Source organism: Bacillus sp. FJAT-27001 (genome assembly GCF_019039175.1).
In the GTDB taxonomy this organism is placed as follows: Bacteria; Bacillota; Bacilli; order Bacillales; family Bacillaceae; genus Bacillus; species Bacillus velezensis.
Genome location: NZ_JAHOAA010000005.1, coordinates 132,775 through 149,925, shown reverse-complemented (window position 1 = coordinate 149,925; position 17,151 = coordinate 132,775). Strand labels below are relative to the sequence as shown.

Annotated in this window: 14 protein-coding genes, 1 pseudogene and 1 riboswitch; of the genes and pseudogenes, 13 read left to right on the top strand and 2 right to left on the bottom strand. The window is 47.8% G+C overall.

All coding sequences use genetic code 11. The features are described from left to right. Positions 1–84: 84 nt before the first annotated feature. A complete protein-coding gene (locus BGM27_RS16245; RefSeq protein WP_007410179.1) occupies positions 85–375 on the bottom strand; it encodes a DUF3817 domain-containing protein in 291 nt (96 codons plus the stop codon). 176 nt (positions 376–551) lie between these two features. Here BGM27_RS16245 and lrpC point away from each other — a divergent pair, with 176 nt between their 5' ends. From lrpC to BGM27_RS16195, 10 genes are all read left to right on the top strand, one after another. Further along, complete coding sequence (lrpC, locus tag BGM27_RS16240; protein WP_007410180.1) at positions 552–986, top strand: transcriptional regulator LrpC; 435 nt, start codon at positions 552–554, stop codon at positions 984–986. 63 nt (positions 987–1,049) lie between these two features. Next, entirely contained in the window at positions 1,050–3,236 is a 2,187-nt protein-coding gene (locus tag BGM27_RS16235; RefSeq protein ID WP_038462366.1) for a DNA topoisomerase III, read from the top strand. 233 nt (positions 3,237–3,469) lie between these two features. After that, positions 3,470–4,555 (top strand): hypothetical protein, encoded by a 1,086-nt coding sequence (locus tag BGM27_RS16230; protein WP_007410182.1) that lies wholly within the window; start codon positions 3,470–3,472, stop codon positions 4,553–4,555. Further along, positions 4,536–5,384 (top strand): diguanylate cyclase domain-containing protein, encoded by an 849-nt coding sequence (locus BGM27_RS16225; RefSeq protein WP_007410183.1) that lies wholly within the window; start codon positions 4,536–4,538, stop codon positions 5,382–5,384. The genes BGM27_RS16230 and BGM27_RS16225 overlap by 20 nt, the downstream gene beginning before the upstream one ends. After that, positions 5,374–7,101 carry a DUF2334 domain-containing protein gene (locus tag BGM27_RS16220; RefSeq protein WP_007410184.1) on the top strand — a complete coding sequence of 576 codons (1,728 nt, stop codon included), beginning with the start codon at positions 5,374–5,376 and terminating at the stop codon, positions 7,099–7,101. Before BGM27_RS16225 ends, BGM27_RS16220 begins: the two co-directional genes overlap by 11 nt. Continuing rightward, positions 7,094–8,356, top strand: a complete 1,263-nt coding sequence (locus tag BGM27_RS16215; RefSeq protein WP_007410185.1) for a glycosyltransferase family 2 protein — start codon at positions 7,094–7,096, stop codon at positions 8,354–8,356. Before BGM27_RS16220 ends, BGM27_RS16215 begins: the two co-directional genes overlap by 8 nt. A gap of 5 nt (positions 8,357–8,361) precedes the next feature. Then, a complete protein-coding gene (locus BGM27_RS16210) occupies positions 8,362–10,467 on the top strand; it encodes a cellulose biosynthesis cyclic di-GMP-binding regulatory protein BcsB (RefSeq protein ID WP_007410186.1) in 2,106 nt (701 codons plus the stop codon). Positions 10,468–10,601: 134 nt separating this feature from the next. Further along, a riboswitch (cyclic di-AMP (ydaO/yuaA leader) is annotated at positions 10,602–10,748 on the top strand. Positions 10,749–10,904: 156 nt separating this feature from the next. Further along, on the top strand, positions 10,905–12,725 hold the full coding sequence (locus BGM27_RS16205; protein WP_007410187.1) for an APC family permease: 1,821 nt from the start codon (positions 10,905–10,907) through the stop codon (positions 12,723–12,725). Between the two features lie 53 nt (positions 12,726–12,778). Continuing rightward, entirely contained in the window at positions 12,779–13,225 is a 447-nt protein-coding gene (locus BGM27_RS16200) for an NUDIX hydrolase (protein WP_007410188.1), read from the top strand. A 57-nt stretch (positions 13,226–13,282) separates the two neighbouring features. Continuing rightward, positions 13,283–15,004: a pyruvate oxidase gene (locus BGM27_RS16195; RefSeq protein WP_007410189.1), complete on the top strand. Its 1,722-nt coding sequence runs from the start codon at positions 13,283–13,285 to the stop codon at positions 15,002–15,004. Between the two features lie 115 nt (positions 15,005–15,119). On the opposite strand, the gene BGM27_RS16190 is transcribed toward BGM27_RS16195, so the two are convergent. Then, positions 15,120–15,533, bottom strand: a complete 414-nt coding sequence (locus BGM27_RS16190; protein WP_007410190.1) for a GNAT family N-acetyltransferase — start codon at positions 15,531–15,533, stop codon at positions 15,120–15,122. Between the two features lie 478 nt (positions 15,534–16,011). Between BGM27_RS16190 and BGM27_RS16185 the strand changes: the two genes are divergently transcribed. From BGM27_RS16185 to BGM27_RS16175, 3 genes and pseudogenes are all read left to right on the top strand, one after another. Further along, complete coding sequence (locus BGM27_RS16185; protein ID WP_007410191.1) at positions 16,012–16,173, top strand: hypothetical protein; 162 nt, start codon at positions 16,012–16,014, stop codon at positions 16,171–16,173. Between the two features lie 21 nt (positions 16,174–16,194). Then, a pseudogene (locus tag BGM27_RS16180) lies at positions 16,195–16,864 on the top strand (XkdQ/YqbQ family protein); the annotation flags it as partial. Further along, positions 16,861–17,127 (top strand): DUF2577 family protein, encoded by a 267-nt coding sequence (locus tag BGM27_RS16175; protein ID WP_007410192.1) that lies wholly within the window; start codon positions 16,861–16,863, stop codon positions 17,125–17,127. The pseudogene BGM27_RS16180 and the gene BGM27_RS16175, both read left to right, overlap by 4 nt. The last annotated feature ends 24 nt before the right edge of the window (positions 17,128–17,151 follow it).

Below are 17,151 nucleotides of genomic sequence, written 5' to 3'. Positions count from 1 at the left end.
TAAACTATCGGCAATTGGCTGTTTAAAAGGTGTTTTGACCCCTGTCTCAAAAACGGGGGGCAGTCCCGCAGAAGAGGAGCTTTTTTATTGATAATGTCTCAGGCCGCGATCATAAATAAAATTACCGAACGGAATAAAGGCCGCGATAAAACCGGCGGCTGACCATTTCACATGCCATTTGACAGTAAACGCCGCATACGCCAGCACCGCCAGATAAATGATAAACAAACCGCCGTGAATGGAACCGGCAATGGTGACGGCGAGCGGATGATGAGCCCAATACTTCAGCGGCATCGCGATAAACAGCAGCACCAAAAGCGACATTCCTTCAATAAACCCCATCGTGCGAAGTCTGCCGATAGGCGTGTGTAACATACAGCTCCCTCCTGTCGGACATCTTTTTTCCTCTATACTATAAGCAAAGGGCAGTCCTAATATGACCATTTCGCGTCAGTTCCTGAAAAAACCTGCATGATTTCAGCCAGTTGTTCTTGTCATTTTTCGGATTTCTCTTGATAATATAGCCAAAAGGGTAAGGAAGGACTACAGTCATGAAACTAGATAATGTGGATCTGAGCATCATTAAAGAGCTGCAGCGGGACAGCCGCCTGTCCATGCGGGAACTGGGCAGAAAAATCAAATTGTCAGCCCCGTCCGTCACAGAGCGTGTCAGACAGCTTGAATCCTTCGGCGTTATTAAGCGCTATACATTGGACATTGATCAAAAAAAGATCGGGCTTCCTGTTTCCTGCATTGTCGAAGCGACAGTGAAAAACGGAAAATACGATCAATTTAAAACCTACATTCAATCCATTCCCAACATTGAATTTTGTTTTCGGGTCGCCGGGGCGGCGTGTTATATGCTGAAGATGAACGCGGACAGCCTGGAAACGATCGAACACTTCATCAACCGCACCTCTCCGTATGCCCAAACCGTGACCCACGTCATTTTCTCAGAAATTGACACAAAAAACGTCCTCGATTAGAGAGAGCGTGAGGAAGTCTGTTATAATAACAGGATGATTGTGAAAGAAAGAGAAGTGAAAAGCATGTCAAAAACAGTTGTATTAGCTGAAAAACCTTCAGTCGGCCGGGACTTGGCCCGCGTTCTGAAGTGTCATAAAAAAGGAAACGGATATCTTGAAGGCGACCGCTACATCGTCACATGGGCGCTCGGGCATCTGGTAACGCTCGCTGACCCTGAAGGATACGGCAAAGAATTTCAATCATGGCGGCTTGAGGATCTGCCGATTATTCCGGAGCCTTTGAAGCTCGTCGTCATTAAAAAAACAGGAAAACAGTTCAATGCGGTCAAAGCTCAGCTTGTCCGGAAAGACGTCAGCCAGATCGTAATCGCTACAGACGCAGGACGGGAAGGGGAGCTTGTGGCCCGCTGGATTATCGAAAAGGCAAACGTCCGCAAACCGATTAAGCGGCTGTGGATTTCCTCTGTGACAGATAAGGCGATTAAAGAAGGATTCCAAAAGCTCCGCAGCGGAAAAGAGTACGAAAACCTGTATCATTCCGCCGTTGCCAGAGCGGAAGCGGATTGGATCGTCGGCATCAACGCGACCCGCGCGCTGACCACAAAATTTAACGCGCAGCTGTCATGCGGACGCGTCCAGACTCCGACATTGGCGATGATCGCCAAGCGTGAAGCGGACATTCAGGCGTTCAAACCCGTTCCTTATTACGGTCTCCGTGCGGCTGCTGATCAGATGACGCTGACATGGCAGGATAAAAAAACAAAGCAGACAAGAACATTCGATCAGACGGTGACCGGCCGTTTGGCAAAAGATCTCCAAGGAAAGCCGGCGGTCATTTCAGAATTGAAAAAAACGGCGAAGAAAAGCTTCGCTCCCGGTCTTTATGACTTGACGGAATTGCAGCGGGACGCTCATAAGCGCTTCGGTTTCTCCGCAAAAGAGACGCTGTCCGTGCTTCAAAAGCTGTATGAACAGCATAAGCTTGTCACTTACCCGCGGACGGATTCCAGATTCCTTTCCGCAGACATCGTGCCGACTTTAAAAGACCGTTTAAACGGCATGGAAGTTAAGCCGTACGCACAGTACGTCAATCAAATACTGAAGCGGGGCGTCAAAGCGCATAAAGGATTCGTCAATGATGCGAAAGTATCGGATCACCATGCCATCATTCCGACAGAGGAGCCGCTGATCCTTTCAAGCCTCAGCGACAAAGAACGAAAGCTTTACGACCTGATTGCCAAACGTTTTCTCGCCGTGTTAATGCCGGCGTTCGAATACGAAGAAACAAAGGTCACAGCCGATATCGGCGGCGAAACATTTACCGCAAAAGGGAAAACGGTTCAATCGCCTGGCTGGAAAGCCGTGTATGATATGTACGAGGATGACGACGATCATGAGGAAGACAAAGACCAGACGCTCCCGGATCTTCAGCAGGGTCAGCGCCTCACTGTCTCATCATTGAAAGAAACGAGCGGACAGACGAAACCGCCGGCGCGTTTTAATGAAGGCACGCTGTTATCCGCAATGGAGAACCCAAGCGCCTTTATGCAGGGAGAAGAGAAGAACCTTGTGAAAACATTGGGTGAAACCGGAGGACTCGGAACAGTCGCCACCCGCGCTGATATCATTGAAAAACTGTTCAACAGTTTCTTAATCGAGAAAAAAGAAAAAGATATTTTCATCACGTCAAAAGGGAAGCAGCTCTTACAGCTCGTCCCGGAAGATTTAAAATCGCCGGCCTTAACCGCTGAGTGGGAGCAAAAGCTCTCCGCCATCGCAGCGGGCAAACTGAAATCCGCCGTGTTCATTAAAGACATGAAAACATATGCGGGCAAAACGGTGAAGGAAATCAAAAACAGCAGCCAAACCTTCAGACATGACAACATTTCAGGCACCGCCTGCCCTGATTGCGGCAAGATGATGCTTAAAGTCAACGGCAAACGCGGCACGATGCTCGTGTGTCAGGATCGGGAATGCGGCAGCCGAAAAACGGTGGCGAGAAAAACAAACGCCCGCTGTCCGAACTGTCATAAGAAAATGGAGCTTCGCGGCCAGGGCGAAGGCCAAACCTTCGCATGTGTATGCGGCCACCGGGAGAAACTGTCCGTCTTTGAAAAGCGCAAGGCGAAAGATAAATCCGGACGCGCATCCAAGCGGGACATCAACTCTTATATGAAAAGCCAAAACAAAGAGGAGCCGATGAACAACGCGCTGGCAGAACAGCTGAAAAAACTCGGCCTGGATAAATAGATCAGAGAAAGGCAGCATTTGTAAAGAAATGCTGCCTTTTGTTGTGTTTTTAATTGTAATGGGAATACGATCCAGACGAAGAGGGAAAGGGTGAGCAGGCGGCGCTCCCATTTAAAATTTCCCAATGTGAAAAAATGCTAGTATTCTTTTGTCGTTTCCTATATAGTAAAAATACTTTGTGAAAAAATAAGATATGGGTCTAAAAAAGGATTTATAAAATAGGAGGATGGACTGTGAAGCAATTCGTTTTTCGTCTGATGATCCTTTTGATTTCGATCGTTCTGACGGCGGGGTGCTCGGAGGCCGGCATTGAAAAACAGGCGGCGGCCGAACCGTCCGGACCGCTTCAGCCCGCAGAGCATTTTATTTATCATAAATTGATGAACGGGCGGGGGATGATCCGGACGAACATATCCGGTGAGCCGGAATATTTATCAGAGTCTCTCGGACTATGGATGGCATTTTTGCTGAACAGGAAAGATGAACGGCAGTTTCAAGCGCAATATCAGCTTCTCACCGATTCGTTTCTGACGAAAAACGGGCTCGTGTCGTGGAAGATTGACGGGAATAAAGCGAGCGGCACCAATGCCTTAATTGATGATTTCAGAATCATGAACTGTCTGAATGAGGCCGGAACCCTGTGGGGAAACAGTGAATACGGGAAAACAGCGGTGCAGATCGGGAAAGCGCTGGAAAAATACAATACGAATGACGGGTATTTTACGGATTATTATGATGCCGCTTCAAATGCCGCGTCAAAGACCGTGACGTTGTCCTATGTCGATCCCGGCGCCTTACAGATGCTCAGAGAAAAGGGGATTATCGATGAGAAAACGGAAAACCGGAACCTCGATGTTCTCAATCTTGCGCCCCTGAAAAATGGTTTTTTGCCGAAATCGTTCAATACCGAAACTAAGGAATACAAATATGACAGCGAAGTCAATGTTATCGACCAGCTGTATGCCGCCGTGAATCTGAAGCGGGGCGATGGCACAGCCGCTGTGCTGTCGAAATGGATTATAAAGGAATTTAAGTCGCGCGGACAGCTGTACGGACGATACAGCGCAGACACGAAGGAGCCGGCGGTTCAATACGAATCACCGTCCGTTTACGCCCTGGCCGTTCTTTTTTTAGCAGAACAAAAAGCTGATCCGGCTGTCATCAAGCCGCTTTATGAAAGAATGACTTCATTTGAAACACTGGACACGCTGAAACCTGATTACGGCGGCTATATGAGCGGGGGCGATACACATTCTTTCGATAACCTGCTGCCGCTTCTGGCTGAAAGGAAATTGTTTAATGAAAATATCATTCAATGAATCACAAAAACTGTGCAGCTACACAGCAGTTATGCTGGTGCTGCTGTCTTTTTTTATTTACTATGCGTCTCAGCAATCCGCAGGGCTTCTGATAACCTGCATCACATTGCTTGTCACGGGAGCCGGCATATGGTTCGGGGCAATCTACGCGCTCGTCATCACCTTACTCGTCTTATTTGTTCTCGGCAGCCTGCTCCTGTGGTTTCAGACCGGGAGCTTTATGGCGTCTGCCGGTGCCGAAAGTCTGCAGGTGCTGGTCATTTGGGGGATTGCGCTGCTCGTCTTTTCTTACATAGCGGGAAGGATTCACGAGTTGGCGAAGGGGCTTGAGCGCTCAGTGAAACAGCTGCGTGAAGAGATTACGAGCTTTGTCGCCGTCGACAGGGTGACCGGCTTTGACAACCATCTGCGGATGAAGCTGGAGCTTTCCGAGGAGATCAAGCGGGCGGAACGCTACGGCAATTCCTTCGTCTTTTTGCTGCTGCACATGCATTATTTCAAGGAATTCAAATCCCTCTACGGAGAAAAAGAGACCGACCGCCTGCTGGCATTTATCAGCCGCCAAATCCGGTCAAGCGTTCGGGAAACAGACAAAAAATTCAGGCCGTCCGCCGAACGGTTCGGCATCGTGCTGACCCATACGCCTGAAGAAAACATGCCGGCCGTTCTGGCGAAGCTGAAAAAGGAATTGGATACGTACCGGCTGCAAAACGGTAAATACGTCTCCATCACCTTCCGTGTATGTTACTTGGCGTACCGAAAGGATTTACAAACGGCTGAGCAATTTTTAAATGAACTGGAAAACGAGATGATGATGAATGAACTCTAAATGGATACGTCTCTTACTCTCGGCGCTCTTCATGATTTCGGCGGTTTATGTTCCCCTTACGGCGGAAGCAAAAGACAAAAAGGACGGCATTCTCATTATTTATACAAGCACGGACGGCAAAGAAACCGCTGAGGTCAAAATGCTTGATCTGACCGCGGGCCATTTCTCATCCGCCGTCACCGTGAAAAGCGACGGAGACATCACAGCCGCGGACCTCAAAAAGAATCGGCGCGTCATCTATTACGGCGTCACGAAAAAAAAGCTCAGCACATCATTTGTGTCTCTGATCAGCAGTATGCCGCAGCAGCTTATCAGCATCGGCTATAACGCCGGACAGTTCCGCCAATTTGCGGGTTTGTCCCTGACAGAGAAAGAAACGGTATACCGCATTTACGGCAAAGAAGAAAAAACAGACATGCCGCTTGAAAAAGGGATGTCCGTGCTCGGCGTATCGGGAGTAAAAGGAAAGTCCCTTTATACATACCGGTCCGGTGACGGCAGCACCCGCCCTTTTATGTGGAAAACGGCGCGCTCTGACTATTATTTCGGTGTGACGAGCCTGTTAAATGATTCGTTTCTGACGGCGAAAGCGCTGCGCAACGCATTCGGAGAATCAGCGGGCGGCACCCTCCTTTATTTACGGCTTGAAGACATCAGTCCGATGTCAGATGAAACATTGCTTTACGAAGCGGGCGCTTACCTGCATAAAAGACACATTCCGTTTATTCTGGCGGTCATTCCGGTCTATCTCAATCCGGAAAACGGAGAAAAAGTATACTTGGCGGACAAACCGAAAATGGTCAGCGTCCTGAAAAAACTTCAGCAAATGGGCGGCAGCATCATTATTCACGGCTACACGCACGCATACCGATACAGCGAAACGGGAGAAGGCTTTGAATTTTGGGATGCCAAAGCGGATCAGCCGATTACGTCAGAAAATGCGGATGATACTCCGGTCAAGCTTGAAAAGGAACAGGATTTTCCGAATGAAAAAGCGTACCGGGCGTATGTGAAGCCTTTCCGTGAAAAAGAAAAAATCTACACGAGAACGAAGCTGGAGCAGGCGATTGACGATCTGACAGAGCTCGGCCTTTACCCGCTGTCATTCGAAGCGCCGCACTATACGATGTCTGAAGAAGGCTACAAAATCGCATCTTCTTATTTCTCCAGCATTTTCGGACAAGTACAGCTCAGCGGCACGACGTGGAAAACCTCGGGCGCCCCTCCGTTCGTCTCAAAGCCGGCTATGCTGGACGGGATGACGCTGTACCCTGAAACAATCGGTTATGCCGATAACTCAAAGGAAAATCCGCTCGGAGATATGGAGAATCATATTTTGCAGATGATTGATTTCGGCGGCGGAACGGCGGGCGGTTTCTACCATCCGTATCTCGGCATGAAATACCTCCCCGAGCTCGTCAATCAGATGGAGCGGATTCCCGGCGGCGAGTGGCTCGATCTGAAGAAAACGAAGCAAACGGTAACGTCGGACAGCGTCAGGATCAAAACGGACGGAGACGGAACCATTCATGTGGAAAACAAGATTCATCCGATAACGGCCTTTTTCAATCACCATCAGCAGACGCCTCTGGAAAAAGCGCTTTGGATTCTCTCCGGCGTGGTGTTATTGTTTATCATCATGTTCGCCTGCTACGTTCTTTATTTGCGCGCCACATTAAAAAAACGAATCTTTAAGGAGAGAAGAAGCCTTGAGTAACATTCTGTTTTTTATCTCATTAAGTTTAATATGGGTGATGCTTCTCTATCACATGTTTCTGATGCAGGGCGGATTCAGGCATTATATGACCTTCGAACGGAACATTCCGAAATGGCGCGCAAAGATGGGGGAGCTCCCGAAGGTCAGCGTGCTCATTCCCGCGCATAACGAAGAGGTCGTCATCAGGCAGACGCTGAAGGCGATGGTGAACCTGTATTATCCGAAAGACAGGCTTGAGATCATCGTCGTTAATGATAATTCCTCCGACCGGACGGGAGACATCGTCAATGAATTTTCCCGTCAGTATGACTTCATTAAAATGGTCATTACAAAGCCCCCGAACGCCGGAAAAGGAAAATCTTCGGCGCTGAACTCAGGGTTCGCGGAATCGAACGGAGACGTGATCTGCGTGTATGATGCGGACAACACGCCGGAAAAAATGGCGGTGTACTACCTGGTTCTCGGTCTGATGAATGATGAGAAAGCGGGAGCGGTTGTCGGGAAATTCCGTGTCATCAACGCGGCCAAAACGATCCTGACGAAGTTTATCAATATTGAAACCATCTGCTTTCAGTGGATGGCGCAGGGCGGCAGATGGAAATGGTTCAAAATCGCCACCATCCCGGGAACGAACTTCGCGATCAGGCGGAGCATTATCGAACGGCTCGGCGGCTGGGATGATAAGGCGCTGGCGGAGGATACCGAGCTGACCATCCGCGTGTATAATCTCGGCTATCATATCCGCTTTTTCCCGGCGGCTGTGACATGGGAGCAGGAGCCTGAGACATGGAAGGTGTGGTGGCGTCAGCGGACAAGATGGGCACGCGGCAACCAATACGTGGTTCTCAAGTTTTTATCCCAATTTTTTAAGCTGAAACGCAAGCGGATCATCTTCGATCTGTTTTATTTCTTTTTTACGTATTTTTTATTTTTCTTCGGTGTGATCATGTCAAACACGATTTTTATCATCAATCTTTTTTACGACCTGCATCTGGCTGTCGGGTTTTTGGCGATGATTTTGTGGATACTGGCCTTTTTCCTGTTTATGACTGAGGTCATGATTACTTTAAGCATTGAAAAAACAGAAATGAACAAACAAAACTTCTTTATCGTATTTCTGATGTACTTTACATACTCCCAGGCTTGGATCGTGCTCGTCATCTGGTCATTATTCACAGAGATCAAGCACCGCTTGTTCAAGCAGGAAGTCAAGTGGTACAAAACGGAGCGATACAATCAAAATAAAAGCGGGTGACCTTTTTGAAAAAAGCGATCATATTGATAACTGGCCTTTTGCTATTGATGTATAACGGGCAGGCGGCCGCGGCCCGGGAACTGAAAACGGACGGTTCCGCCCTCGGAACAAGCGCCGGCGCAAAAGAGCAGCAGGCGCTGACTGGCGATCTGATGACACTGTACGGGGCGAAAGACAGCGCAGAGCTGACCTATCAGATTCCTGCGGGAGCTTCGAATGCGGATCAGTCGCTTCTGATTGATTACGAGGCGTCAAACTTATTAATTGCCCCGTCTTCTTTAACCATCGCCATTGATGATGAACCCGTCAAATCCATAAAGCTTGACGGCAGTTCCAAGCGGAAAACGGTGAAGCTCAATCTCAGCAAAAGCCAATCCGCCCAAGGCTATCACAATGTATCATTACGATTTTACGGCGTATTAAAAGAGGGCGTCTGCGTCAGGCAGGATACGTCAGGCAACTGGATAAAAATTTATCCGGACAGCCGCCTTGTGCTTTCAGAAGCAAGCAAGTCAAAGGGAGCGGATCTCGGCCATTTCCCGTATCCGTTTGCCCAATCAGGCAATACGGGTGAAGAAACCGATATTATCCTTCCTGACAAACCGACCTCGGCGGAAGCTGAAGCCGCAGTCAAAACAGAAGCATTTCTGAAAACGGCAGACAGCAGGCTGAAGGTATCCTATGTAAAAGAATCCGACGCCGGCAAAATCAGCAATCCGTCAATTGTCATCGGCGCTGATCAGCATTGGAACGGGAAAATAAACGAGCTTTTCGAACGGGGGAACATCAAAGCGGAAGACAACAAACTTCTTCTCGCTGAACGGGTTCTGACATCAGGGAACAAACGTCAGCCCGTCCTGTTTGTCACGGCGCAATCAGACAAAACGCTGGCGGATAAAATCCGCGTCATCACAGACAGCGCTTATTCAAGCCAGCTGGGCGGAGATACTTTGACAATCGGCCGCCTTCAGCCCGCTGCGGAAAAGACAGGCAATAAACTGACACTAGAGGACTTCGGCGCGGGAAATGTAACGGTCGGATCAAACAAAACGGCGTCAGAGCACTTCTTTTACCCTGCGGCGGCCGCTGTTGATAAAGACGGTAAGGTCAAGCTTTCACTTACATTAAAAACGTCGGAATCGATCCGGACGAAGGCGGATTCAGATGATGACGCTGAGAGAGCGGAACTTAACGTCATGGTCAACGGACAGCCGAATGCGGTGCGTCTTGATGATCTCGGCAATAAAGATAAAGACGGCTTTTACCACGTCTCAATCCCGATTGATCCGAAGCTTTTGCGAAGCAGCAGGTACATTGATCTGCAATTTGTCACATCAGGTTTGAAACATAACAATCCGTGTATCGACCGTGACGAAAACAAATGGGTCTATATTGATAAAAGCAGCACGCTGACGTATCCGGTAAGCGATGCGGCGCAGAAAGCTGATTTCGGGCAATGGCCGCTCCCGTTTGCGGGCGGCGTGAAAGAGAAAACAGTGATCGTCATCCCGGATGACGTAAACATACAGACACTGAAAGAACTTTCTCTGGTGGCGGATTCATTCGGAAACGGCTTTACCGTAAAGACGGCATCAGACATGAAGGAAGCGGATGCCAAAGGCCGGAATGTTGTGTTTATCGGAGGTCTGCCGCAAATTAAGCTTTTGAAATCAAACGCCTCTAAGCTTCTCGTGCCGTCAGACCGCAGCGGCGCGTACGATGTTTCTTCGTTTCAGATGCTGAATGAGACAACGAAACAAGTCGCGTTTACCCAGGAATCACCTTGGGACTCCGGCCGGAGCATCGCTGTTTTTGCTCCGTTATCAGGAAGCGGCGCGTCTGTCACAAAAGAGCTGATCAGCTTTTTAGACAGCACAAGCGATGCCGCAACCGTCATTAACGAAACAGCCGGCCGGCAGCTGTTTTCGAATCATCAGCAAATCAAGTCCGATGACAGCAGTCCGGCGGCTGATACGAAGAGCCGGTCCGCAGCACTGAACGTTACGTATATTGCTGTTTTCGCGGCGCTTATGATCATTGCGGCCGGTCTGATCTGGCTGACGGCAAGAAGGAAAAAAAGAAAAGCGGATCATGAAAAAAGCGAAGAGTAATGAAGGAAAAAGAGGCCGTTAACAGGCCTCTTTTTTTGTATTTTTATTTCCATTTTTGGCGGTGATTTTTTTATTTTTGAAACAGCATAAAAGCCCCTTTACAACTGAACGGGACGGGAGTATGATCTCTTTTATAATCTATATCGCTTAATCTGTAATCAGAGCGGGGGAACCAATTTGCGGCGCGTGATGCCGCTTGGGGTGAATCCTTTTTCAGGTAGGGCCAACTCTCATCAGCCCGAATCCGACAGCTAACCTCGTAAGCGTTCATGAGAGGAGATGAATGAAACCTGTGCACGATTATGGCGCAGGGGCATCCGTTTGCCTCTGTGTCTTTTTGCTGTGCTGAAATATGGCATGCAATCAGCATTCGGAGACATCATAGCAGTAAGGGTTTGTAAATCAAACGGAAAATGAAAAAAAGGGGAAGACAACAAATGTACCATTCAATCAAAAGATTTTTGATTGGGAAACCGCTGAAATCACAGGCTGCCGGAGAGCAGAAACTCACGAAACTCAAGGCGCTCGCCATGCTTTCTTCAGACGCGCTGTCATCAGTTGCTTACGGAACGGAACAGATTCTGATCATTTTGGCTGCGGTAAGCGCGGCCGCGTTTTGGTATTCCATTCCGATCGCAGCGGGTGTTCTCATTTTGCTGCTTGCTTTGATTCTGTCCTACAGACAGATTATTTACGCTTATCCGCAAGGCGGGGGCGCTTATATGGTGTCAAAAGAAAACCTTGGTGAGAAGCCGGGCCTGATTGCGGGCGGCTCATTGCTTGTTGATTATATTCTGACGGTGGCGGTAAGCATTTCTGCCGGAACTGACGCGATTACATCGGCATTTCCGGCTTTGCACCCGCATCATTTGCTCATTGCTGTTTTGCTTGTGATTCTGATTATGATTTTAAATTTGAGAGGACTGTCAGAGTCGGCGTCCATTTTGGCGTATCCCGTCTATCTGTTTGTGGCGGCGCTTGTCCTTTTGATCGTCGTCGGGCTGTTTAAACTCATGACGGGCCAGGTTCATCCGGCCGAACACACGCCGATCGGCACACCTGTGGCGGGCATCACGCTGTTTTTATTGCTGAAGGCCTTTTCTTCGGGCTGTTCGGCACTGACCGGTGTTGAAGCCATTTCAAACGCGATCCCGGCCTTTAAAAATCCTCCGGCAAAAAACGCGGCCCGCACTTTGGCCATGATGGGGATTCTGCTGGCGATCTTATTTACGGGGATTACGGTGCTGGCGTACGGCTACGGCACGGGTCCGAAGCCTAACGAGACCGTTATTTCGCAAATCGCCGCGGAAACCTTCGGACGCCATACGGTGTATTATTTCATTCAAGGCGTTACATCATTGATTCTCGTGCTTGCGGCGAATACGGGCTTTTCCGCATTTCCGCAGCTGGCGTTTAATTTAGCGCGCGATCAGTATATGCCGAGAATGTTTACGGTACGAGGCGACCGGTTAGGATTTTCAAACGGAATCATCTTTCTCGGTATCGCGTCCATCCTGCTCATTCTTTTATTCGGCGGCCGCACGGAACATTTAATTCCGCTTTATGCCGTCGGCGTGTTCATTCCGTTTACGCTGTCGCAGACGGGAATGTGCATCAAGTGGATCAGGCAGAAGCCGAAGGGCTGGGCGGTAAAAATGCTGATCAACTCATGCGGCGCCGCCATTTCATTTATGGTGCTGTGTATTTTATTCGCGACGAAGTTCAATCTTGTCTGGCCGGTGCTGTTATTCATGCCTGCTGTCGTCATGCTGTTTTTCGTCATTAAAAATCACTACACCGCGGTCGGCGAACAGCTGCGGGTCGTTGATCAGCAGCCTGAGGAAATCAGGGGAACCGTCGTCATCGTGCCTGTCGCCGGTGTCACCACCGTCGTCCAAAAATCGATTCAGTATGCGAAATCATTATCGGATCAGGTCATTGCGGTTCATGTTTCCTTTGACAGAGAAAACGAAAAAAAGGTGGAAAAGCGCTGGGAAGAGCTTCATAACGGTGTCCGCCTCGTCACCCTGCATTCCTCATACCGCAGTCTGGTTCACCCGTTTGATAAATTTTTGGAAACGGTCGAACAGAAAGCGAAAAAAGAACAGTTCTCCGTGATGGTGCTGTTTCCGCAATTCATTACGAAAAAACGCTGGCAGACCATCCTTCACAACCAATCAGCCTTCTTGCTCCGCGTCCGGCTGTTTTGGAAGAAGGACATCATCGTCGCCACCCTGCCGTATCATTTTAAAAAGTAACGGCAAAGACCGCAGGCTAAAATGCTGCGGTCTTTTTTGTAAAGGAGGACGACATGGCACAAGGCGCTTTTGTCATCATACAAAATGACGGGCGGGACATATTGCTCGTAAAACGAAAAGACATTCCCTTATGGGATTTGCCCGGGGGCAGGATTGAAGAAGGTGAAACATCTGAAGCCGCAGCCGTCAGAGAGGCCTTCGAAGAAACCGGTTATAACGTGACCATCCTGCAAAAAGCCGGTGAGTATGAAAGGCCGGCATTTGAAGATACACAACATGTATTCATCGGAGCCATTAATGGGGGAACTCCGCTGATGAACGGGCCGGAAACCGCCGCTTTACGCTGGTTTTCCCCAAACCGGCTGCCGCTGTTCATGGTGCCGAACAGAAAACGGCAAATAAAAGACGGACTCAATGGGGCGGCAAATCAAAAGGCAGTCCTTAAAGACCGAAATCTGTTATCCATCCTTGATCTGCTAAGAAAAAAGCTGAGAGTATAGCTCGTGTTTCAACCTGTATGAAAAAGGGGATGAATACAGGTAAAAGGAGGATGCAGTATGCCAAGTAAAACAGCAGGACACGTAATGACGGAGCTGCTTGAACAATGGGGAGTCGGTCATATATACGGCATTCCCGGAGACAGCATTAATGAATTTATCGAAGAACTGAGACATGAACGGAATAACCTGACATTCATCCAAACCCGGCACGAAGAAGTCGCAGCCCTGGCAGCCGCGGCTGAGGCAAAACTGACCGGCCAGATCGGTGTCTGCCTTTCAATCGCAGGACCGGGGGCCGTTCATCTGCTGAACGGTTTATACGACGCCAAAGCGGACGGCGTTCCGGTGCTGGCGATTGCGGGACAGGTGGCTTCCGATGAAATCGGCCGTGACAGCTTTCAGGAAATCAAATTAGAGCAAATGTTTGAGGACGTGGCGGTATTCAACCAGCAAGTACATACGGCAGAAGCGCTGCCCGATCTTCTGAATCAGGCGATCCGCACGGCTTACAGCAAAAAAGGCGTTGCCGTTTTAACTGTTTCTGATGATTTATTCGCGCAAAAAATCAAACGGGAGCCGGTTTACACATCGCCGATATACCTCAAAGCTGATATAGAGCCGAAAAAAGAACATCTCGTGACATGCGCGCAATATATTAACAACGCAAAAAAACCGGTCATTCTCGCCGGCCAAGGGTTAAAATCAGCAAAAGAGGAGCTGCTCGCATTCGCCGATAAAGCGGCCGCTCCGATTGTCATTACCCTTCCGGCAAAAGGCGTCGTGCCTGACAGCCATCCCCACTTTCTCGGGAATCTCGGGCAAATCGGCACAAAGCCCGCCTACGAAGCAATGGAGGAATGCGATCTGCTGATCATGCTCGGCACATCGTTCCCATACAGGGATTATCTCCCGGATGATACGCCCGCCATTCAGCTTGATTCGGATCCGGCGAAAATCGGCAAGCGCTATCCCGTCAATGCGGGAATCGTCAGTGATGCGGCTCTGGGGCTGAAAGAGCTGACGGAATACATTGAATATAAAGAAGACAGAAGATTTTTGGACGCCTGCACCGAGCACATGAAGCATTGGTGGAAGGAAATCGAAAAGGATGAAACCGAAGCGACTCATCCGCTCAAGCCGCAGCAGGTCATTGCCCGGCTTCAGGATGCGGCCGCAGAGGACGCCGTCCTATCAGTGGATGTCGGAACGGTTACGGTGTGGATGGCCCGCCATTTTAAAATGAAGAAGCAGGACTTTATCGTCTCAAGCTGGCTCGCCACGATGGGGTGCGGGCTTCCGGGAGCGATTGCCGCAAGCCTTGCCGAACCTGAGCGGCAGTCCATCGCCATTTGCGGAGACGGCGGATTTTCAATGGTGATGCAGGATCTGCCGACAGCTGTTAAATATAAACTGCCGATTACGGTTGTCATATTAAACAACGAAAATTTAGGCATGATTGAATATGAACAGCGGGTCAAAGGCAACATTGACTACGTCACCCAGCTGCAAAATATGGATTACACCGCTTTTGCAGAAAGCTGCGGGGCAAAAGGGATCAAAGTGACGAAACACGAGGAATTGGCTCCCGCTTTTCATGAAGCGCTCAACTCAAATGAGCCGGTCGTCATCGACGCCGTCATCGGCGACGAGCCGCCGCTTCCGGGAAAAATCACTTACGGTCAAGCGAAGGGCTTCAGCAAATACATGCTGAAAAACTTCTTTGAAAACCAAAAAATCGAAATGCCGTCACTCAAGAAAAGCTTAAAACGGCTGTTTTAAAAAATAAAAATAAACAGGCAGCATGCCTGTTTATTTTTTAGTTATTTACCCAGATAAGCCATAGTAAAAGTCCTGCTTTTTATTTTAGGCTTTTCTTCAATAAGGTCATCCCGGGTTAAATGGAATAGGTCAGCCAAGTTCCAAGAGAGCCACCCATCTTTTCATAGAATTTTTGTGCACGGTAATTATCGGATGCAGTTATCCACGACATATGCGCATACCCGTTTTCTTTTGTAAATGTTTCGCATCTTTTAAACAGTTCTTTGGCTGCTCCTGTACCTCTTGCTTTTTCTATCACGATTTTATCTGCTTTCGTCGTAAAACTAAAATATAATGTTGCAAAGCCAATAAGTTTCCCATCTTGTTCAGCAACGAATTGAATACCCCTGTTCTTCTCAAATAACATTTCAATTAAATGATGTATCTTTTCAATCGGTGGCTTAGGTCTTTTATAAAAATCCACGATATATAAATACATTAAATCGGTCAATTGTTTTACATCATAGTGTTCTGCGCTTCTGATTATCATATGTTTCCCTCCTCACTCTTTTTAAATTTTTGTTATACAAAACTTACGAAAATATTCTGAATAATTAAATATTTTATATTGGTTTTGAATCGGTTTGTTGTTTAAGAAAAAATAAGAAGGCGGAATCATTCTCATGAAGCGCTTAACTCAAATGAGCCGGTCGTCATCGACGCCGTCATCGGCGACGAGCCGCCGCTTCCGGCATTCAGCATGAGGATATGTATTTAACGCCCGCTCTATTACTTTAAGGAGGAAACAGAATGCAAGCAGTCAAACAATTTTCATTCAATCCGGAAGTATCGGGCTGTTTTTTAATCCGTTAAATTAAATTCAACTTTTAGAGTCTCAGCTGTGCGAGAAGGCTTTATAGTCAAGGCTTTTTTCACTGGTGTACTTATGTGTTGCACGATAAAATTGCAATAACTGAAAGGAGGGGTGCAAGTGATAAAAAGAAAAAGGACTCAGAGGAGTTTAGATAATGGATGAAAAAAAGAAAGAGGTTCAAAGAAAATATAGAGAAGAGATTAAGAGAAAGAAACAGCAAAAAGAAGATGATAAAAACTTCACAAGAGAAGCCTTTATTGTTGTGACGATAATCGTGCTATTTATTTTTTTGAATTTCATGTTCAAAAGTTTTTAACAAAAAATCCCTGATCCCCCTGATCAAATAGTAAAACGGTTGGCCCGAGATTTTCAGATTCCTGCCGGGTCCATTGCAAAAACAGCCTATACTATTAAATCATTGGTCTTTAAAGATGATACAAGCCTTTATGACATGATATTAAAGGCATTGAAGCAAACAAAAAAAACAGACCGGTCATAATTATCAGTTATATGCTTCAAAGGGTAAGCTTTGTCTCAGGGCTTGGCCTGACCCGTCGGAAGTTTGGGTATTAGAGACGGGCGTAAACATCACAGGATTTCAGTATAGCACCTCAATTAATGAGACAGCTACGAAGGTCAAACTCCGGCGCCAGAAAGACAATAAGACGTACACTGCCACTGCAAAAGATAATTCAGGAATTAATAAATACGGGGTTCTGCAGTATGTGGAAACTGTCTCGGATAATATTAATCAGGCGCAGCTTCAGCAGCGAGCGAACGTACTCCAATCACAGAAAGAAGGTGTGAAAAAGGAATTAAAGAGTATTCAAGCAATTGGTATTCCTGATTTGCAGAGCGGGCTTCCGGTGTATATTTCTATTCCGGAAGTGGGCGTAAAGAAAACATATTGGATTGATTCCGACAAGCACGAATTCAAAGGCAGCCCCCACACGATGACAATTGATGTGGTTGAGAAAAACACAATTCCGGACGGGGCTTCATCATGAGGTTAAGCGAAGCAATTAAACATCTGGCTGTCGGTGCTGTTGGCTCTGAGTCGCCGGTGGATATTATGCCGGCTGAAGTGGTTTCCGTTTCACCTATTGAAATAAGGTTTAATGAAAATGACAAATTAATAATACCCTCTGATTTGATTATTGTTCCAAAGCGTCTGCGGGTCGGTGAAGAAGAAGCGTTGAATACTGGTGAACGTGTGATGGTTGTCTCCTTAAAAGGCGGGCAATCATTTTTTATTCTCGATAAAATTTAATGATAGTAATCCTGAAAAAATAAA

Coding starts and splice junctions, on each gene's coding strand:
- BGM27_RS16245 (WP_007410179.1), bottom strand. CDS start 375: ATGTTACACACGCCTATCGGCAGACTTCGCACGATGGGGTTTATTGAA.
- lrpC (WP_007410180.1), top strand. CDS start 552: ATGAAACTAGATAATGTGGATCTGAGCATCATTAAAGAGCTGCAGCGG.
- BGM27_RS16235 (WP_038462366.1), top strand. CDS start 1,050: ATGTCAAAAACAGTTGTATTAGCTGAAAAACCTTCAGTCGGCCGGGAC.
- BGM27_RS16225 (WP_007410183.1), top strand. CDS start 4,536: ATGAAAATATCATTCAATGAATCACAAAAACTGTGCAGCTACACAGCA.
- BGM27_RS16220 (WP_007410184.1), top strand. CDS start 5,374: ATGAACTCTAAATGGATACGTCTCTTACTCTCGGCGCTCTTCATGATT.
- BGM27_RS16205 (WP_007410187.1), top strand. CDS start 10,905: ATGTACCATTCAATCAAAAGATTTTTGATTGGGAAACCGCTGAAATCA.
- BGM27_RS16200 (WP_007410188.1), top strand. CDS start 12,779: ATGGCACAAGGCGCTTTTGTCATCATACAAAATGACGGGCGGGACATA.
- BGM27_RS16195 (WP_007410189.1), top strand. CDS start 13,283: ATGCCAAGTAAAACAGCAGGACACGTAATGACGGAGCTGCTTGAACAA.
- BGM27_RS16190 (WP_007410190.1), bottom strand. CDS start 15,533: ATGATAATCAGAAGCGCAGAACACTATGATGTAAAACAATTGACCGAT.
- BGM27_RS16185 (WP_007410191.1), top strand. CDS start 16,012: ATGGATGAAAAAAAGAAAGAGGTTCAAAGAAAATATAGAGAAGAGATT.
- BGM27_RS16175 (WP_007410192.1), top strand. CDS start 16,861: ATGAGGTTAAGCGAAGCAATTAAACATCTGGCTGTCGGTGCTGTTGGC.